The sequence below is a fragment of the Herbaspirillum sp. 1130 genome (genome assembly GCF_017833835.1).
Classification (GTDB): Bacteria; Pseudomonadota; Gammaproteobacteria; order Burkholderiales; family Burkholderiaceae_D; genus Herbaspirillum; species Herbaspirillum huttiense.
In genome coordinates this window covers 920,352-939,066 of the sequence record NZ_JAFICQ010000001.1, presented here as the reverse complement: position 1 = coordinate 939,066, position 18,715 = coordinate 920,352, and the positions used below count along the sequence as shown (strand labels likewise).

The 18,715-nt window shown below is 64.9% G+C and carries 12 protein-coding genes; 11 read left to right on the top strand and 1 reads right to left on the bottom strand.

Translation table 11 applies throughout. The features are described from left to right. The 9 genes from glgX (at position 1) to JOD78_RS04040 (ending at position 15,070) form a co-directional block, all read left to right on the top strand. Positions 1–2,268, top strand: a complete 2,268-nt coding sequence (gene glgX / locus JOD78_RS04080) for a glycogen debranching protein GlgX (protein ID WP_209569675.1) — start codon at positions 1–3, stop codon at positions 2,266–2,268. Then, positions 2,265–4,163, top strand: coding sequence for a malto-oligosyltrehalose trehalohydrolase (gene treZ, locus JOD78_RS04075; protein ID WP_204726469.1), 1,899 nt, complete (start codon positions 2,265–2,267; stop codon positions 4,161–4,163). The genes glgX and treZ overlap by 4 nt, the downstream gene beginning before the upstream one ends. After that, entirely contained in the window at positions 4,160–6,424 is a 2,265-nt protein-coding gene (malQ, locus tag JOD78_RS04070) for a 4-alpha-glucanotransferase (protein WP_209569677.1), read from the top strand. The genes treZ and malQ overlap by 4 nt, the downstream gene beginning before the upstream one ends. Further along, positions 6,424–9,381: a malto-oligosyltrehalose synthase gene (gene treY, locus JOD78_RS04065; protein ID WP_209569678.1), complete on the top strand. Its 2,958-nt coding sequence runs from the start codon at positions 6,424–6,426 to the stop codon at positions 9,379–9,381. The genes malQ and treY overlap by 1 nt, the downstream gene beginning before the upstream one ends. Positions 9,382–9,594: 213 nt before the next feature. Continuing rightward, positions 9,595–11,283, top strand: a complete 1,689-nt coding sequence (gene pgi / locus JOD78_RS04060) for a glucose-6-phosphate isomerase (protein ID WP_209569680.1) — start codon at positions 9,595–9,597, stop codon at positions 11,281–11,283. 32 nt (positions 11,284–11,315) lie between these two features. Beyond that, the gene (locus tag JOD78_RS04055) at positions 11,316–11,849 is read left to right on the top strand and encodes a hypothetical protein (protein ID WP_209569682.1); all 534 of its coding nucleotides are present in this window, start codon (positions 11,316–11,318) and stop codon (positions 11,847–11,849) included. Positions 11,850–12,217: 368 nt separating this feature from the next. Then, positions 12,218–13,822 (top strand): ATP-binding protein, encoded by a 1,605-nt coding sequence (locus JOD78_RS04050; RefSeq protein WP_121045699.1) that lies wholly within the window; start codon positions 12,218–12,220, stop codon positions 13,820–13,822. Positions 13,823–13,880: 58 nt separating this feature from the next. Beyond that, the gene (locus JOD78_RS04045) at positions 13,881–14,345 is read left to right on the top strand and encodes a response regulator (RefSeq protein WP_034330180.1); all 465 of its coding nucleotides are present in this window, start codon (positions 13,881–13,883) and stop codon (positions 14,343–14,345) included. Beyond that, positions 14,342–15,070, top strand: coding sequence for a response regulator (locus JOD78_RS04040; protein ID WP_209569684.1), 729 nt, complete (start codon positions 14,342–14,344; stop codon positions 15,068–15,070). The genes JOD78_RS04045 and JOD78_RS04040 overlap by 4 nt, the downstream gene beginning before the upstream one ends. Positions 15,071–15,087: 17 nt before the next feature. On the opposite strand, the gene JOD78_RS04035 is transcribed toward JOD78_RS04040, so the two are convergent. After that, the gene (locus JOD78_RS04035; RefSeq protein ID WP_121045597.1) at positions 15,088–17,286 is read right to left on the bottom strand and encodes an ATP-binding protein; all 2,199 of its coding nucleotides are present in this window, start codon (positions 17,284–17,286) and stop codon (positions 15,088–15,090) included. A 586-nt stretch (positions 17,287–17,872) separates the two neighbouring features. Between JOD78_RS04035 and JOD78_RS04030 the strand changes: the two genes are divergently transcribed. Both JOD78_RS04030 and JOD78_RS04025 read left to right on the top strand, forming a co-directional pair. Continuing rightward, the gene (locus JOD78_RS04030) at positions 17,873–18,043 is read left to right on the top strand and encodes a hypothetical protein (RefSeq protein WP_157845750.1); all 171 of its coding nucleotides are present in this window, start codon (positions 17,873–17,875) and stop codon (positions 18,041–18,043) included. Positions 18,044–18,056: 13 nt separating this feature from the next. Beyond that, positions 18,057–18,437 (top strand): hypothetical protein, encoded by a 381-nt coding sequence (locus tag JOD78_RS04025; RefSeq protein ID WP_039787088.1) that lies wholly within the window; start codon positions 18,057–18,059, stop codon positions 18,435–18,437. Positions 18,438–18,715 lie beyond the last annotated feature (278 nt).

The window sequence follows — 18,715 nt, the reverse complement described above, 5'->3', positions numbered from 1 at the left end:
ATGAGCGTCGCCTTTCCTGATCGCCTGATGCCAGGCTTGCCTTACCCCCTCGGTGCCACCTCCGACGGCCTGGGGGTCAATTTTGCGGTGTTCTCGGCCAATGCCACCCGCATGGACCTCTGCCTGTTCGACCCCTCCGGCAAGCGCGAACTCAAGCGCATCACGCTGCCCGAATGTACCGATGAAGTGTGGCACGGCTACCTGCCCGGTGCCGCGCCCGGCCTGGTCTATGGTTTCCGTGCCCACGGTCCTTACGAGCCGACCAAGGGCCATCGCTTCAATCCCAACAAGCTGCTGCTGGATCCGTACGCCAAGCGCCTGGTCGGCCAGGTGCGCTGGACCGATGCGCTCTATGGCTATCGCCTGCACTCGGCACGTGCCGACCTGTCCTTCGATCGTCGCGACAGTGCCGCCGCCATGCCCAAGGCCATGGTCACCGATGATGCCTTCGTGTGGGAACACGATCGCCTGCCGCAGGTGCCGTGGAACAAGACGGTGATCTACGAGGCCCACGTCAAGGGCATTTCCAAGATGCGCGAGGATCTGCTGCCGCATGAGCGCGGCACCTTCGCCGCCTTGTCCGATCCGGCCTTCATCGATCACCTGCTGCGCCTGGGTGTCACCACCCTGGAGCTGATGCCGGTGCACGCCTTCCTGCAGGACAGCTTCCTGATCGAACGCGGCCTCTCCAATTACTGGGGCTACAGCACGCTGTCGTATTTCGCACCGGAGCCGTCCTACATGTCCATGGGCGATCCCAACGAATTGCGCATGGCCGTGCGCCGCCTGCACAGCGCCGGCATCGAGGTGATTCTCGACGTGGTGTACAACCACACCAGCTGCGGCAGCGAACTCGGACCCACGCTGTCTTTCCGTGGCCTCGACAACGCCAGTTACTTCCGTCTGCTGCCGGGGCAGGAGCGCTATCACATCAACGATACCGGCTGCGGTAATACGCTCAATCTGTCGCATCCGCGTGTATTGCAGATGGTGATGGATTCGCTGCGCTACTGGGCGCAGTCTTTCCATGTCGACGGCTTCCGTTTCGATCTGGGTTCCACGTTGGGACGCGAGCCGCATGGCTTCGATCCGGGTTCGGGCTTCTTCGATGCGCTGTTGCAGGACCCGGTCCTGTCCAAGCTCAAGCTGATCTCCGAACCATGGGATATCGGCCCCGGCGGCTACCAGCTCGGCAATCATCCGGCGCGCTTCGGCGAGTGGAATGACAAATTCCGCGACGACATGCGCAAGTTCTGGAAGGGCGATGAAGCCATGCGCGGCGGCTTTGCCCAGCGCATGATGGGCTCGGCCGAACTGTTCGAGCACAATCGCCGCAAGCCTTGGGCGACGGTCAACTTCATCGCCTCGCACGATGGTTTCACGCTGCGCGATCTGGTCAGCTACAACGGCAAGCACAACGACGCCAATGGCGAGAACAACAACGACGGCCACAACGACAACGCCAGCTACAACTGGGGCGCTGAAGGCGAGACCGATGATCCCGCCATCCAGGCCACCCGCGCCTGTGTGCAGCGCTCCATGCTGGCCTCCACGCTGCTGGCGCAGGGCACGCCGATGCTGCTGGCCGGTGACGAGTTCAATCGCAGCCAGGGCGGCAACAACAATGCCTATTGCCAGGACAACGACATTTCCTGGATCAACTGGGAACAGGCCCGCTCGCCAGAAGGTGCCGCGCTGACCGCCTTCGTCGGCCGCGTGACGGCGATCCGGCGCGACTTCGACGTCCTGCGTGCGAGTTACTTCCTGCATGGCAACCAGATGGTGGCCGATGGCTTGCCGGATGTGGCCTGGTTCGATGAATCGGCGCAACCGGTCACCAGCGAAGACTGGAACAACCCGGTGGCGCGCGCCATTACCCTGCAACTGGCGGGCAAGCGGCTGGAGCCGCACAAGCAGCTCAGTTCACGCCTGCATGACGGCGCCGGTGCCGCTGCAGACGGGCCGGGGGAGGCTCAGGAAGTGCCGCCCGATGTGCTGATGATCTTCGTCAATGCCGGTCACGAGCCGATCGAATTCAGCTTCCCGCGTACCGAGGGCGAGTACTTCCTGCTGCTCGACTGCGCCCAGCCGACCGGCATGCCGGAAGGAGAGGGCGGCCAGGTCAAGGTCGACGGCAGCGCCTCCGTGCAAGTGCAGGCGCACACCCTGCAGGTGTTTGCCAACCGGCCCTTGCATCTGTCTTCGGCCATCTATCCGCTGGCCGCCAATGAATGGATCAAACGCAACGAATGGGGAGAACGCGCATGAGTGCCCGCTTTTCCGTGAAGCTGCCGTTCGGCGCGCAGGTCACCGCGCCCGGCCAGGTGCGCTTCCGCGTCTGGGCACCCGGTGCCGACGCGGTCGCGGTGGACATCACCGGCCGTGGCCGCCTGCCCATGAGCGCCGAGGATACGGCCTCCCCGGCGTGGTACGTGCTCGAGACCGAGTGTGATCCGGGCACCCTGTATCGCTATGTGTTCCAGACCCGCGAGCAGGGCGAAGTGAGCGCACCGGACCCGGCCTCGCGCGGCCAGGCCGGCGATGTCTTCGATCCCAGCGTGGTGGTCGATCCGGAAGCCTTCCTCTGGCAGCACACGAACTGGCAGGGGCGTCCGTGGGAAGAGACCGTGCTGTACGAATTGCATCCGGGCGCAATGGGCGGCTTTGCCGGCATCCAGCAGCGCCTGGCCGAACTGGCCGAGCTGGGCATCACCGCCATCGAACTGATGCCGGTGGCCGAATTCCCCGGGGCTCACAACTGGGGCTATGACGGCGTGCTGCCGTTCGCGCCCGATGCCAGCTATGGCACGCCGGACCAGCTCAAGGCGCTGATCGATACTGCGCATGGACTGGGCATGATGGTCTTCCTCGACGTGGTCTACAACCACTTCGGGCCGGATGGCAACTACCTGCACAGCTATGCGCCGGATTTCTTCCGCCATGACATGAATACCCTGTGGGGTGCGACCATCGATTTCCGCCGGCCGGAAGTGGCGGACTTCTTTACCCAGAACGCGCTGTACTGGCTGCAGGAATATCGTTTCGATGGCCTGCGCCTGGATGCCGTGCACGCCATCTGCGAGCCCGACTGGCTGGTGGCGCTGGGCCAGCGCGTCCGCGCCGAGATCGGCCAGGAACGCCATGTGCATCTGGTGCTGGAGCATGACGGCAACGCCGCGCATCTGCTGGGCTATGCCGCTGCCGTCGAGGCCGAGGCGGAAGTGGCCGAGATCGGCCAGGTGCGCGAGCGCTCCAGCCATGTCTACGATGCGCAGTGGAATGATGATGCCCATCACGTCCTGCACGTGCTGCTGACCGGCGAGGACAGCGGCTACTACAGCGCCTATGCCGAGGCCCCCGCCGAGAAACTGGCGCGCTGCCTGCAACAGGGCTTCGTCTATCAGGGCGAGGTTTCGCCGTATTCCGGTGAGCCGCGTGGCGAGCCCAGTGCGGACCTGCCGCCCACGGCCTTCGTCAATTTCCTGCAGAACCACGACCAGATCGGCAATCGCGCCTTCGGTGAGCGCCTGACCGTGCTGGCCCATCCGCTGGCCTTGCACGCCGCACAGGCCCTGATCCTGCTGGCACCGCAGGTGCCGATGCTGTTCATGGGCGAGGAGTTCTGCGCGGTGCAGCCTTTCCTGTATTTCACCAGCCATCGCGACGAAGAACTGGTGAAGGCAGTACGGGAAGGGCGTCGACGCGAGTTCGCGCGCTTCCCGCAATTTGCCGATCCCAAGCTGCTGGAGCAAATTCCGGATCCCAACAGTTTTGCCACCTTCGTGTCCTCCATTCCGGAGCCCGGTCCGGCACCCGGTTCAGCGGCTTGCCTGCGGCGCGTCGCCGAGCTGCTGCACATCCGCAAGCTGCACATCGTGCCTTACCTGCGTGGAGCCAAGTCGCTGGAGGCGCGCGCCATCGGTCCCAAGGCCGTGCACGCGCGCTGGCAACTGGCCAATGGCAGCGTCCTCAACATCACGGTCAATCTCGACGAAGCGCCGCTGCAGGAAGCCTTGGACGATCTGGCCCGGCCGGCCGGCGCCGACGTGCTCTTCGACAGTGGCGGCGCACTGGAGGCGCTGGCCGCCGGCAGCTTCCCGGGCCATGCCATCCTGGCACTGCGCGAACCTCCGGCCGCCGCCGAGGCCGGGAGCGCAGCATGAACGCCGCCCTGCGCCAGCCGGCTGCGTCAGCGGCCCCCGAACTCATTGCCCCGGTGAATTCGTCCTCGTCTGAAAACGATTTATATCGTTTGGCAGAACGTGCCGGCATTGCCGTCCACTGGATCGACGCTTACGACCAGCCGCAGGTCGTCGCCGATGAGGCTTTGCAGGCGATCCTGGAAGCGCTGGGCCTGCCCTGCGCTACGGCCAGCGACTGCCGTGACAGCCTGGCGCAGCTCGACCGCGAGCACGCGGTAGGCTACCTGCCTCCGCTGTTGACGGGCGTACAGCATCAGCCGGTTACACTGCCTGCGCATTCGCGCTTGCATGGACTGTCCTGCCGCGTGGAGCTGGACAACGGTGCCCGCCTGACCCTGCTGATCTCCTCCGATCTGAACGCGCCGCCGACCTTGCCGCCCATTGATGTCCCCGGCTATCACCGCCTGCTGGTGGCAGGTCACATCCTGACGCTGGCCATCGCACCGCCGCGTTGCTACACCATTGCCGATGCACTGGCCGAGCAGGGACGCGAGCGCGGCTGGGCGCTGGCTGCGCAGGTCTATGGCTTGCGCAGCGACAGCCTCAAGGAAGCGCGCAAGGTCTATGGCGACGGCGGCATCGGCCACTTCGGCGCGCTGGCCGAACTGGCACCGCTGGCCGCGCGCTATGGTGCAGCCGCGCTGGCGATGTCGCCGGTGCATGCCATGTTTGCCGCCGATCCCGGCCGCAGCAGCCCGTATTCGCCGTCCAGCCGTCTGTTCCTCAATCCGTTTCTGATCGATCCGGCCGGCATTCTCGGTGCGGATGCCCAGGCCCAGGTGCTGGCCGAGGGCGGCTCGGAAATGATCGCCGCGCATCAACGCCTGCAACAATCCAACCTGATCGACTGGGCGCGCGCCGGTGCGCATCGCATGACGCTGCTGCGCCGGCTTCATGCGCTGTTCCGCACGGAGCACGCAGGCGATGCCACGCAGCAGGCGGCCTTCGCCGCCTTCCAGCTCGAAGGCGGTGCCGCACTGCGCGCACACGCCTTGTTCGAAGCCTACAGCCACCACCTGAGCAGTCAGGGTGTCACCGGTTGCTGCGACTGGCGGCAATGGGGCGAGGCTGGACGCCATCCCGATACGCCCGAGATGCAGGCCTTCGCCGTTGAACATGCAGGCGAGATCGACTTTCACCTGTTCCTGCAATGGCAGGCGGCACGCCAACTGGCAGAGGCCCAGCATAGCGCTCGCGTGGCGGGCATGGCGATCGGTCTCATCGCCGATCTGGCCGTCGGTGCCGACAATGGCGGCAGCCAGGCCTGGAGCCATCAGGACGAGATCGCCGCCGGCCTGACCGTCGGCGCGCCACCGGATCGCCTGGCCCCGCAGGGCCAGAACTGGGAGCTGGGCGCGTTTTCGCCACTGGCCCTGCGCCGCACCGGCTATCGTGCTTACCTGTCCATGTTGCGTGCGACCTTCGCGCAGGGCGGCGGGGTCCGCATCGACCACGTGCTCGGCTTGAACCGCCTGTGGTTGGTGCCGCAGGGGAGAGAGGCCGATGCCGGGGCCTATGTATCCTTCCCCCAGCAGGACATGCTGCGCCTGATTGCGCTGGAGTCCTGGCGCTATCGGACCATCGTCATCGGCGAGGACTTGGGCACCGTGCCGCCCGGCTTCGATACCGTGCTGGATGAGGCGGGTGTCTCCGGTATTCGCGTGCTCTGGTTCCAGCGTGAGAAGACGGGTTTCCTGCCGCCCTCGGACTGGTCGCGTCAGGCCATTGCCGTGACGACCACGCACGACCTGCCGACGGTGGCCGGTTGGTGGTCCGGTGCCGATCTGGCCTGGCGCGAGCGTCTCGGCCAACTGGAGGACGGCTTGCCGGCCGCCCGTGAGCAGCGCCGCGAAGAGCGCAGCCAGCTCTGGCAAGGACTGGTGCAGCAGGGCTGCGCGAGCGGCCCGCTGCCCGAAGCTGCGCCGGCCCTCAAGGAAGGCGACGAAGAGTCCGCCTTGCCCGTTGCGCTGGACGACTGTGCCATGGTGGTCGATGCCGCACTGGATTACGTCGCCGCCACGCCCGCCTCGCTGGCCGTGGTGCCGGTGGAAGACATCCTCGGCCTGACCCAGCAACCCAATCTGCCCGGCATGACCGAGCCTCACCCCAACTGGCGTCGCCGTTTGCCGGAAGACACGCCGCAACTGTTTTCCGCCTACGCCGCCAAGGCCAGGCTGGAGCGCCTGCGCCGCGTGCGCGGCGGCACCGCCAAGGAGATTTGATGCCAGCCCCTTCCGTATCGCCAGACCTTTCGGCGCACAGCGGCATTCCGCGCGCCACCGCGCGGCTGCAACTGCACCGCGATTTCCGTTTCGAGCAGGCGGCCGCGACGGTGGACTACTACCACCGCCTGGGCATCAGCCACTTCTATCTTTCTCCCATTCTGGTGGCCCGCCCCGGTTCCACCCATGGCTATGATGTGGTGGATGCCACTCGCATCAATCCCGAACTGGGCGGCGAAGCCGGACTGCGCCACTTGCACCAGCGCTTGCACGCACAGGGCATGGGCATCGTGGTCGACATCGTGCCCAACCACATGGCCGTGGGCCATCACAATGCTTGGTGGCAGGACGTGCTGCGCTGGGGCCGCCACAGCCGCCACGCCGAATGGTTCGACATCCATTGGGACAGCCCCGATCCGGCCCTGAGCGGCAAGGTCCTGCTGCCTTTCCTGGGGCAACCCTATGCGGAAGCGCTGGAGGCGGGCGAGCTGGTGTTGCGCTTTGATGCCGAGCACGGCGAGCTGCAGATTGCCCATCACGACAATGTGTTCCCGCTCACTCCGACGGATTACGCCGCCGTACTGGAAACGGCAGGCAGTGCGCGGCTCAAGGATGTGATCGCTGCCTTTGCCGCCATCGATCCCGCGCAGGAGAACAAGGATGGCCGCGCCGATTCCGCCCGCGCGCAATTGCGCGCCCTGGCCGCCGATCCCGAGGCGCTGGGCGACATCGACGCCGCGCTCGCTGCGTTCTCGGCCAGCCAGCCGCATGGCCGCAGTGCCATGCATCAATTGCTGGAGCGCCAGCACTATCGTCTGGCGTACTGGCGCAATGCCGCCGATGAGATCAACTGGCGGCGCTTTTTCGAAGTGAGCGAACTGGTAGGCATGCGCGTGGAGCGCGAAGACGTCTTCGAGGCCATGCATGCAGAGATCTTCCGGCTTTATGCCGAGGGCATCATCGATGGCTTGCGGCTGGACCATATCGATGGCCTGACCGATCCTGCTACCTATTGCCTGCGTCTGCGTGAGCGCCTGCGATCGCTGCGCCCCGGTCACGAACCCTATCTGATCGCCGAGAAGATTCTGGCCGGCGACGAAAGCCTGCCACCCGGTTGGCAACTCGACGGCACCACCGGTTACGAGTTCATGGACCAATGCGCAGCGGTGCTGCACGATGGCGAAGGCGAGCCTGTGCTGGACGAACTCTGGCGCGACATCGTCGGCGAATTGCCGGTGACACGCGATCAGCTGGAGAGCCACGGTCCGGGCGAGTTGTGCCATTTCCCGACCATCGTGCAGGAGGCGCGGCGCAGCTTCCTGGTCCGCAATTTTGCTGCGGAATTCAATGCCCTGACACTGTGCCTGCATCAGCTGGCGCGCAGCGCCACGCAGACGCGCGACCTGACGCTCATGTCCATCCGCCGTGCGGTGGCCGAGCTGCTGGTGCATTTCCCGGTCTACCGTACCTACGCCAACGCGCAGGGCATGCCGGCCGGAGAGCGCGAGCTGCTGGCCAGCACCGTGCAGAAGGCCGAGGCCACGCTGCATGCGGCCGACCATGCCACGCTGCATGTGGTGGAAGGCTGGCTGGGCGGGGACCTGTTGCTGGACAGTCGCGATGCGCATCGCCGCGCCCTGCAGCTGCGTGCCATAGCGCGATTCCAGCAACTGACGCCACCGCTGACGGCCAAGTCGATGGAGGACACGGCCTTCTATCGCTTTGGCCGACTGCTCTCGCGCAATGAAGTCGGTGCCGAGCCGGCCCATCTGTCACTGTCGGTGTCGCACTTCCACCGGCTCGCGGCCAGACGCGCCGAGCAGACGCCGGGCACCCTGCTGGCCACCGGCACCCACGATCACAAGCGCGGGGAGGATGCCCGCATGCGGCTTGCCGCGCTCTCCGAAATTGCCGAGGAATGGTCCACGGTGCTGCGTCACTGGCATCAATTGAACGCGCCCATCGTGGCGGCGACGGCGGGCCAGCAGGGCGGCATCGATGCAGTCGATGAATGCATGCTGTACCAGACATTGGTCGGTGCCTGGCCCGACGGCATGCGTGCCGGTGACGATGACCTGAGTGCACTGGGCGAGCTGGCCGAGCGCGTGATCGCCTGGCAACGCAAGGCCTTGCGCGAAGCTAAGCGCCGCAGCGACTGGGTGGTGCCGCAGACTGACTACGAGGCGGCCTGCGAGCGCTTTACGCGCGCGCTGCTGTGTGATCCGGGACTCGATCCGCGCCATCATCCTTTCCTCACCGAGCTGGAAGATTTCGTGCGCCGGCTGGCACCGCTGGGCACGGTCAACAGCCTGTCGCAGACCATGCTCAAGCTGACCTCGCCGGGCGTACCGGATTTCTACCAGGGCAGCGAGTTGTGGGATTTGAGCATGGTCGATCCCGACAATCGTCGTCCGGTGGATTTCGCCTTGCGTGAACGGCGTCTGGCCGATGCCGTCAGCCGGCCGGTGTCGCTGCGTGACTGGCAGAGCGGCAGCGCCAAGCAGCAATTGATTCACGCTGTGCTGCAGTACCGGCGCGATCATGCGCTCTTGTTTGCGCAGGGTGCTTATGTTCCGTTGACTACCCACGGCAAGCTGGCGCGGCACGTGATCGCCTTTGCCCGGCTATTGCCGGTGCAGGAAGGGGGCGAGCACGCGCTTGAGGCAACATTGGTGATCTGCACGCGCCTGGCCGGTCATCTGCTGTCCTTCGAGGGACGCCGCGAAGAGGCCTTGCCGCTGGTCTCCGCCGAGTCCTGGGGCGATACGCGCATCGCCATTCCGCAGGTCCTGTCGCATGCTGGCGGCGGCATGCGCCGTTGGCGCAGCGTGCTCACCAGTGGCCAGGGTGAGCTGGAGGAGTGCGCCATGCCTGATGGCGAACGCGGCGGCAGCATTGTGGTGGCTGACATTCTGGGCAGCTTGCCGGTGGAATTGCTGGCGTTGCGTGTGAATTGAGCCGTAGCGTGAAGAGCCCCCGAACAACCGATTGTTCGGGGGCTCTGAGTTTCACGGATGGCGCTGCGCTTATGTGCGTCGTCACGCATGACTTCCTCTTTTCCTACATGGAAATGTTCCGCCGTCCGATGTCGTGCATTCGTCTCCGGCCACTACCATGATGCGATACCGGCATCTCCGCCGGCCCCGCCATGTTGTACAAGGAGTTTGCGCATGACCAAGTTGCCCGCCGCCGATCTGCAGCTGCCGCTGTTCACCTATGGCCAGCGCCAGTCGCTGACCGAGAAGAGCGCCTGGATCGCCCTGCAGGAACACCATCAATACAGCGCCCGCCATTTCCGGCTGGAGCGTCTCTTCGCTGCCGATGACAAACGCGGTGAAAAACTGGTGGCCGAAGCCGCCGGCATCTATCTCGACTATTCCAAAAACCTGGTCACCACCGAGACCATGACCCTCCTGATGAACCTGGCGCGCCAGTGCGACCTGCAGGATCGCATCGAGGCCATGTTCCGCGGTGACCGCATCAATGCCACCGAGCAGCGCTCGGTCTTGCACACGGCCCTGCGCATGCCTGCCGACGCACGCCTGGTGGTCGAAGGCCAGGACGTGATCGCATCGGTGCAAGAGGTGCTCTCCCGCATGGAGGCCTTCGCCGAACAGGTCCGCAGCGGCGCATGGACAGGCCACACCGGCCGTCGCATTCGCCACGTCGTCAACATCGGCATCGGCGGTTCCGACCTCGGCCCGATGATGGCGTACGAGGCATTGCGTCCCTATGCGCAACCGGACCTGTCTCTTCACTTCCTCTCGGACGTGGATGGTGCCGCGCTGCTGGAAACGGTGCGCCACCTGCCCGCCGAGGAGACGCTCTTCATCGTTTGTTCCAAAACCTTCACCACGCTCGAAACCACCACCAATGCGCGCGCGGCGCGCGACTGGCTGGTGCGGCAGTTGGGCGAGGAAGCGGCGGTGGCCCGTCATTTCGTCGGGGTTACCACCAACATCGAGGAGGCCAGCCGCTTCGGTATCGATCCGCAGAACATGTTCGGTTTCTGGGATTGGGTCGGCGGCCGCTATTCGATGACCAGTGCCATCGGCCTGTCCACCATGATCGCCATCGGGCCTGAACATTTCCGCGAGATGCTGGCCGGCTTCCATGCCATGGATGAACATTTCCGTACCGCCCCGCTGGAAGCCAACGTGCCGGCCATCCTTGGCATGCTCACCGTCTGGTACACCAATTTCTTCGGTGCCACGAGTCAGGCGGTGCTGCCTTACAGCCAGTACCTGAAGCGCCTGCCAGCCTACCTGCAGCAGCTGACCATGGAGAGCAACGGCAAACAGGTGAACCTGCAGGGCGATGCCGTGGACTACCAGACTTCGCCGGTTTACTGGGGTGACAATGGCATCAACGGCCAGCATTCCTTCTACCAGTTGCTGCACCAGGGCACGCAGATGATTCCCTGCGATTTCATCGGCTTCTGCCAGCCGGTGGAAGCACTTGGCGACCACCATGCGCTGCTGATGGCCAACATGTTTGCCCAGGCCGAGGCGCTGGCCTTCGGCAAGAGTGCGCAGCGGGTGCGGGAAGAGGGCACGCCGGAATCCTTGACGCCGCATCGCGTCTTCCCTGGCAACCGTCCCAGCAACAGCATGCTGGTCGAGCGGCTCACGCCCCACAGCCTGGGGACGCTGGTGGCCTTGTACGAGCACAGCGTGTTTTGTCAGGGCGTGATCTGGAACATCGATTCCTTCGATCAGTGGGGCGTCGAGCTGGGCAAGCAGCTGGCCAAGCGCACCGCGCGGCAGCTGCTCGACCCGACCGAACCGCTGCACCATGACAGTTCCACCAACGCCCTGATTCGCCGTTATCGCAGCGCCTGGTCCGATCAGAATGATTGAGCCGCGCTGCCCGTCCTTGCGCAGGAGAAACCATGAGCACCATCATCGCCGCCCGTTTCGATTTGCAGGAAGACGCCGCGCACGCGGTCTCGGTGCTGGAAGACGCCGGCTTTGCGCGCGAGCGGATCAGCAGTTTCTTCGTCAACCCGGCGGGCCAGCATGACCGCTTTGCAGTCGGCGGCGATCGCGACAAATCACCCGGTGCCGAAGATACCGACCGCGGCGCCGCCGTCGGTGTTGCAGCGGGTGCCGGTGCGGGAGCGGCTGCCGGTCTGGTCACCGCCCCAGTGACTGGCCCGCTTGGCCCCGCCTTGGGCGGCCTGGTCGGCGGCCATCTCGGTGGATTGGTCGGCAGCCTGGCCGCGACCGACGAGGTCACACCGCCACGGCGTCTGGCTGGGATGCTGGTGGCAGTTGCCGTGGAGGACGAGCCCCAAAGCCTGCAGGTCATCCGCCTGCTGCAAGGCGTGGACGGCAGCGATCTGGAACGCGCCGAGGGCAACATCCGCGCGGGCGACTGGATCGACTTTGATCCGCTCTCCCAGCCGCAGCCCGTGAATGCGTAGGGGCGCAGGGCTCCACGGCTGAGGTTCCGAATAGCCTCGCTTCCCCCTGGCCCGGCAGTGTCCTGCCGGGCTTTTGCATTGACGCTTGCCATCGCGCACACGTGCGGGCATATTGTGAGTTTATAATCGTGCGTAACAATTGATTACCAGAAACGCACGCCTGCCGGGCCGGATCAACGTGACCCATGGTCCGCAAGCAAACCGGGACGTGCGCAGGACAGAACAACAAGGAAACGCAGAAGGGGGCGCACTGCAGGTCAAGCCCGATGCCGTCCGATGCAGTCTGGCATTCGCCGGGCAGCGAGTCGCGGCAGCGCTGGACCGGTGGCTTTGCACCGTAAGAATGTTCGTGAAGCGGGCGAATGCACATGAGATTGCTGACCAAGGGCTTGCTGATCGTTGCCATCCCAAGCCTGTTTGAAGTGCTGCTGCTGGGAGCGCTGTTCAAGGTCCAGGCCGATGCCGAGGATGCCGAGGGCTGGGCCTCGCATTCCCTGCAGGTGATGAACAAGGCCGCCGAACTGCGTGAGCCGATGCTGCTGGAGGCAGCGCGCGTGCGCAATGCGGTTCTGTTGGACCTGCCTGACACCCTGAGTCGGGGCGACCTGTGGGCCGACATCGAGGTCAAGACCGGCGAGCTTGCGCGGCTGGTTGCCGACAACGCGTCGCAAAGCGCGGCCGTACGAAAGGTGCATGAATCCATTGCCAGCTACCGCAGTTGGGATGACAGTGCACGCGAGCGCCTCATGCGCGGCCAGCGCGATGACCTGATCCGCCAGTTGCGCGACGAACAGGGCGCACACCGGCTTTCCACCTTCCTCAATCTGCTCGACAACTTCGTGGCCGAAGAGCGGCGTCTGGGTGCCGAACGCAGCGAGCGTCTGCAGGCGGCACGCCGCTCGCAGACCTGGCTGCTGGTTCTGGCGGTGCTGGTTTCGATTGTGACGGCCGGACTGGCCTCGCTGGCGTTCATGCGCAATATCAGCACCCGCATCGGCGTGCTCACCGGCAATGCCCGCCGCCTGGCCGATGGCCAGCCGCTGGCGGCGCGCCTGGGTGGCCATGATGAGATCTCGCTGCTCGACGATGCCCTGCATCGCAGCAGCGAGCGCCTCGCCGAAGCCGCGCGCCAGGGCCAAGGTTACCGCGAGGAACTGGAGCAGCGCGCGCGCGAACTGGCCGACGTCAACACCGACCTGCGCCAGCAGACCCAGGACAATGAGATGTTCATCTACAGCGTCTCGCATGACCTGCGCTCGCCGCTGGTGAACCTGCAGGGCTTCAGCAAGGAAATCACCCATGCCACCCGGGATCTGCTGGACGAGGTGGATCGCCTGGCGCTGCCCGAACCGGACCGGCAACGCCTGCGCACGCTTGTCGAAGAGGACATCCATACATCGCTGCGCTTCATCCAGAATGCCGTGACACGCTCGGCCGGGATTATTGACGCCATGTTGCGACTGTCCCGTGCCGGCCGTGTTGAATATCAGCCGGTGATGCTGGACATGCATGCCATCGTCACCCGCATCGTCGCCGCCATGAGCGGCAGCATCCGTGCCAAGTCCGCCCGGGTCGAGATCGAAGCGGATCTGCCGCCGGCCTATGGCGATCCGACCTCGGTGGAGCAGGTGCTAGGCAACCTGGTTGGCAATGCCGTCAATTATCTTGATCCGGGCCGTCCGGGCCACATCACCATCGGTCATGTGCCGCAGGCCGACAGCGTGGTGGCGGCTCCCAGTCTGGTGACCTATTTCGTGCGCGACAACGGGCTCGGTATTCCCGCCGCCTACATGGACAAGATGTTCATTGCCTTCCAGCGCCTGCATGGCAACGCCGCCAAGGGCGAAGGCATCGGGCTGGCACTGGTCAAGCGGGTGGTGGAGCGGCACGGCGGCCGCATCTGGGTGGAATCGGTCGAAGGGCAGGGCAGCTGTTTCTACGTCGCCCTGCCGGCCCGCCCGCCGGTGTTCTGAACGCATTCGAACCGTATCGGACAAAACAGGGATCAACAACGGACAAGGGGGGAACGAGATGGCCACAGAGCAGAGCGTCAACATCATCCTGGTCGAAGACGACGACGGCCATGCCGTGCTGGTCGAGAAGAACCTGCGGCGCGCCGGGCTGGTCAACGGCTTCCAGCGCCTGCGCGACGGACAGGAAGCGCTGGATCATTTTTTCGGGGGCGAGCTGGGGCGGACCGACCTGCAGCAGGTGGTGGTGCTGCTGGACGTTAACATGCCACGCGTGAATGGCGTAGAGGTGCTGCGGCGAATGAAGCAGGACGCGGCCACGGCAGCCATTCCGGTGATCATGCTGACCACGACCGACGACCCGCGCGAGATCGCCCATTGCTATGAAGTAGGCTGCAATGTCTACATCACCAAGCCGGTGGAATACGACGACTTCATCGAAGCGGTGCGCCGGCTGGGCTTCTTCCTGCAGGTGGTCAAGCTGCCGCCGCCGGGCGCGCCGGTGCGGGAGAGCGATTCCCGATGAGCGGTGCGACCGTCCATGTGCTGGTGCTGGAGGATGACGAAGGCCTGCTGGCGCTGGCCGGCCGTGTGCTCAGGAAGCAGGGATACCGTGTCACCGCCGTGGCCGATGCCGAGTCCGCCCAGGCGGCGGTGCAACAGGATCGGCCCGACCTGCTGATCGTGGACTACAACCTGCAGGCGCTGGACAGTGGCCTGGATTTCTTCCGCAGCCTGCGGGCTGCGGGCATGGGGATCCCGGCCATCATGGTCTCGGGCATGTCGGATGAAATGCGCATCATCGAAGCCTTGCGGGCTGGCGTAGCCGATGTACTGCCCAAGACCAGCGATTACCTCGACCACTTGCCGCAATGCGTGCAGCGCGTGCTGGCGCAGCAGCGGCAGGCCGGTGATGCCGGGCAGATTGATGAGCAGGTGCGCCAGCTGCAGGCCGAGCGCGACGCGCTGCTGGCTGAGGTGCAGGCGGCGCAGGCCGAGATCGAGCGCCTGCACGGTGCACGCGATGCCTTCCTGCGCACGCTGTCACAGGAACTGCGCCCGCCGCTCAATGCCATCCTCGGCTGGACCGATTACCTGCTGCAAGGCGGGACGGATGCCGCCAACCTGCACAAGGGCTTGCAGGTGATCGAGCGCCATGCGCGGGCGCAGTCGCAGTGGGTGGAAGACCTGCTGGCCCGGCACCGCATCCTCTCCGGCGCGCTGCCGGAGCAGGAGCGGCACTGGCCTTGATGCGCCATCCAGCCGGTTCAGGCCGGCAGGATGGGCAAGGTGACGGTGAAGGTGATGATGTGGTGATCGCAGTTGAGGTCGATCTTGCCGCCGTGGCCGTTGACGATCTCGCTGACGATGTACAGGCCCAGTCCCAGTCCGCGCGCATTGCGCTGATTGCCCATGGATTCCTTCTTGTAGGGCTTGAACATGTGCTCGCGCACCGCCATCGGGATGGCCGGACCGTGATTGGAGACCGAGAGCGTCAGTACGTCGTCGCGGCGGAACACGATCAGGGTCGAGGGCGTACCGATCTCGCCATGATGGCGGGTGTTTGACAGCAGGTTGGAGACCACCTGGCTGATGCGGTCGCCATCGAGTTCGATTTCGCCGCAGTCTTCCGCTTCGAGGATGATCTCGTTATCGGGGTAGGCCATGCGCGCTTCGTTGACGATTTCGGTGACCATCTTGCGCACATCCACCGGACGGCGCTGGATGTCCAGCCCCATGCCGCTTTGCAGGCGGCTGATGTCGAGCACCTGGGAGATCAGGCGATGCATGCGGCTTGACGAGGACGAGATGCGCTTGCTCAGGTTGGAGCTGGACGGCGAATGCTCGCGCACCTCGATCATGCGCGCGGCCATCATGATGGCCTGCAGCGGATCGCGCAGGTCATGGCCCAGCGTCGCCAGCAGGGTTTCGCGGGCGCGCTTGACCATGTTCTCATTGGACAGCGCCACTTCCTGGAAGTCCATTCGCAACTGGTTGGCGATTTCGGTTTCGGTCTTGGCCCACGGCAGGCTCTTGCCGCGTACCGTTTCCTTCCAGACCGCGAAGGAGCCGCGCGGGGTCAGGCGCGGACCGAGCGGGCCGATGCTGTATTTCTTTTCCGGGTTGCCGCCCCAGCGGACGTCTTCCACCTGCTCGGTGCGGAACCAGAAGGCGTAGCCATCCTGTTCGCGATAGAAACGCACGGCCAGCACGCCGCAGATATCGCCCAGCGCCGCCTTGAGTGCCGGCACATCGGCCCCCAGCGCACTGGTGGAGAAGAAGTCGCCCGGCTCGTTTTCGTTGAGCCAGTTGATGAGCGCGTTGACGCCTTCGCGCGAGGGAGCCTTGCCGAAGACCTGGGTCTTGCGCTCCATGGAGATGGCGCCACCGTGCGCATTCATCAGACGCAGGAAGCCCTCATGGTCAGCCGCCAGGGCCAGCACGATGTCTTCCCGGTCGGTGACCTGGGCCACGATCTTGCGGCGCAGGTCGGCGCTGTACTCCAGTGCACGGGCGCGCTCGCCGTTGAGATTGCGTTCCACCAGGGCACTCACGAATTGCGAGAGCAGCTGGCATGACATGCGCACCGCATGCGGCACCAGGTGCGCGCTCATGTGATGGCAGGCGATCAGGCCCCACAGGCGTTCGCCGATGACGATCGACAGGCTCATGGAGGCACCCACGCCCATGTTGCTGAGGTATTCGATGTGCACCGGCGAGACGCTGCGCAGCATGCTGTGGCTGAGGTCCAGCGGACGGCCGGTGAGCGGATTGTGATCCGGTTCCAGCGCCACGGTGGAGGCTGTCACATCGGCGATCAGGCGGATCGGATTGATGACGTACAGGCGGCGTGCCTGCGCCGGGATATCGCTGGCCGGATAACGCTGGCCGAGGAAAGGTTCGAGGTCCTCGCGCTTGTGCTCGGCGATCACTTCGCCGCTGTCGTCATGCAGGAAGCGATAGGCCATCACGCGGTCGAAGCCGGTGATGCGGGCGATCTCGTCGACCGCCAGCGTCAGCAGGTCTTCCACGCCGGGCTGGCGCTGGATGCGCTGGATGGCCTGATGCGCGGCCAGGGCGAACGACTCCAGCGACAGGGCATCGGCGGGACGCTGTTCAAATTCGGCGATGAGCACGCCTTCGGATTTGTGCGTGACCAGGTCGAAGGCACCGGAGGCCAGCGTGATCATGCGCGAGTCGACGTAGCCATAGCGGTCTTCCAGTGCCGCCTGGATCACGGCGCGGGCAGCAGCGTTGAGATGGGCCTCCTCCAGAGGCTGTCCCACCTCCGGCAAGTCGCCCAGCAAGGCAGCGGCATTGGCGCTGCGCGTGGCAAGCTTGCCCTCGGGCGTGAAGCACAGGAGGGCACCATGATTCTGGATGGATCCGGGGATGTGGATCGGCTCCTGATCACAATTGCTCAGGTCGACCGGTCGCCGGCGGCTTGCGTGATACGGATTGCTCATTCACTACTTTCTCGATGCCTGCACTGCAGGACGTCGAACTGCCGATGCGCGCGCGCCGGCAAGGTGGGGGGCGAAAGCAAGGGCATCCGGGAGACCCCGGTCTCACGTCCGGCAGATGCTGGCTCATGACCAGTGGCTGCGATGGCAAATGATGCGCATTCTTGGCTTCGGGAAATGCCAATTATAGGCGTCATCGCAAAGTTGCGTGCAGGCTGAACAACATTTAATTCCACCGCGCGACAAGTGACGATCCGGGCAGTATCGCCGTCAAGGGGGTTCTTCCACTTTGTCCTACAAATCAATCGGGCGCAGTCCGATAGGACTCATCCGTGCGAGGTTCTAAGATCCTCAAAACTCGCAGAAACAACGCGGCACGGTCGGTCTTCCTGCAGGATGAGCGGATCCGATTGGTGCCACATGGGAAAAGAAAATTCCGGTCCTGCGCTGTGACCACTTTTGCAGTGACAATTCGTGGACAACGGCTGCATCAGCCTCTTCCAGTTTGGGCGGACGCGGCTAAAATGAATTGTCATCGGAAGCGGGAGGCAGCAGGGCAGCCGGTGAACCATCAGGGAGCGAACACCCCATGCTGTCGATGAAACACAGGGAAAAAATCGATCGCAGTGTCGGCCAGACGACACGATTGGTCGATCAGTGGCAGCGCGAGCGCCTGCATGCGCAGGTCCTTCGCGATGCCGCACAGGACAAGCTGACGTTGCAACCAGCCCGGCGCAAGTGGTCAGCGCCGGATCTTTGAGCAGGGTAGCCTCATGGACAAGTCTGATTCCACCCATCCTTATGATCCGCTGATCGCCATTGCCCAAGGCGACTGGACGGCCTACCGCAACCATATCGCCTCGCAGGGCCACGCCGCGGCGGATGCCGAGCCCGAACCACTGGCGATGCCGGCTTACCCCGAACCGGCGCAGGACACCGCCGGCCAGCCACTGCACGGCGAGGAAGATATCCTCGCCTACCGGCGGCGCTGTGCGCGGGCTTACATCGGCATGAACGGCCGTCTCGGCGGCCGTGCCTACCGGCCCAACGAGCCCGTGATCCTGACCCAGGAAGCGGTACAGGAACTGGCCGAACTCAACCGCCTGCTGCGTGAGGAGCGGGCGCTGAAAAAGAAAAGCCAGCCCGACAGCTGAGCGCGCCTTGCGCCAATTGCGCCAATTGCATCAGTTGAATATTCCCTTCGCGCGCCGTCCTGCGGGAAGGGCGCGCGTAGGTGCTCGGCGCAATTTCATGTAGGAAAACAGGAAGACTGCGCAGATGCCTCTCCCATGCGGTGTTGCGGCCGGTGGATGTTTTTCCGTGGGCTGAGAGCGGCCCCGGAAGCGGCGCCGGCTTCCCGTATAATCATCGGCGGCACGCAGCAGGCGCGCCGGGCGCTTGCGCCCGTCTTCACGGGCCTGCTCCAAGCGGA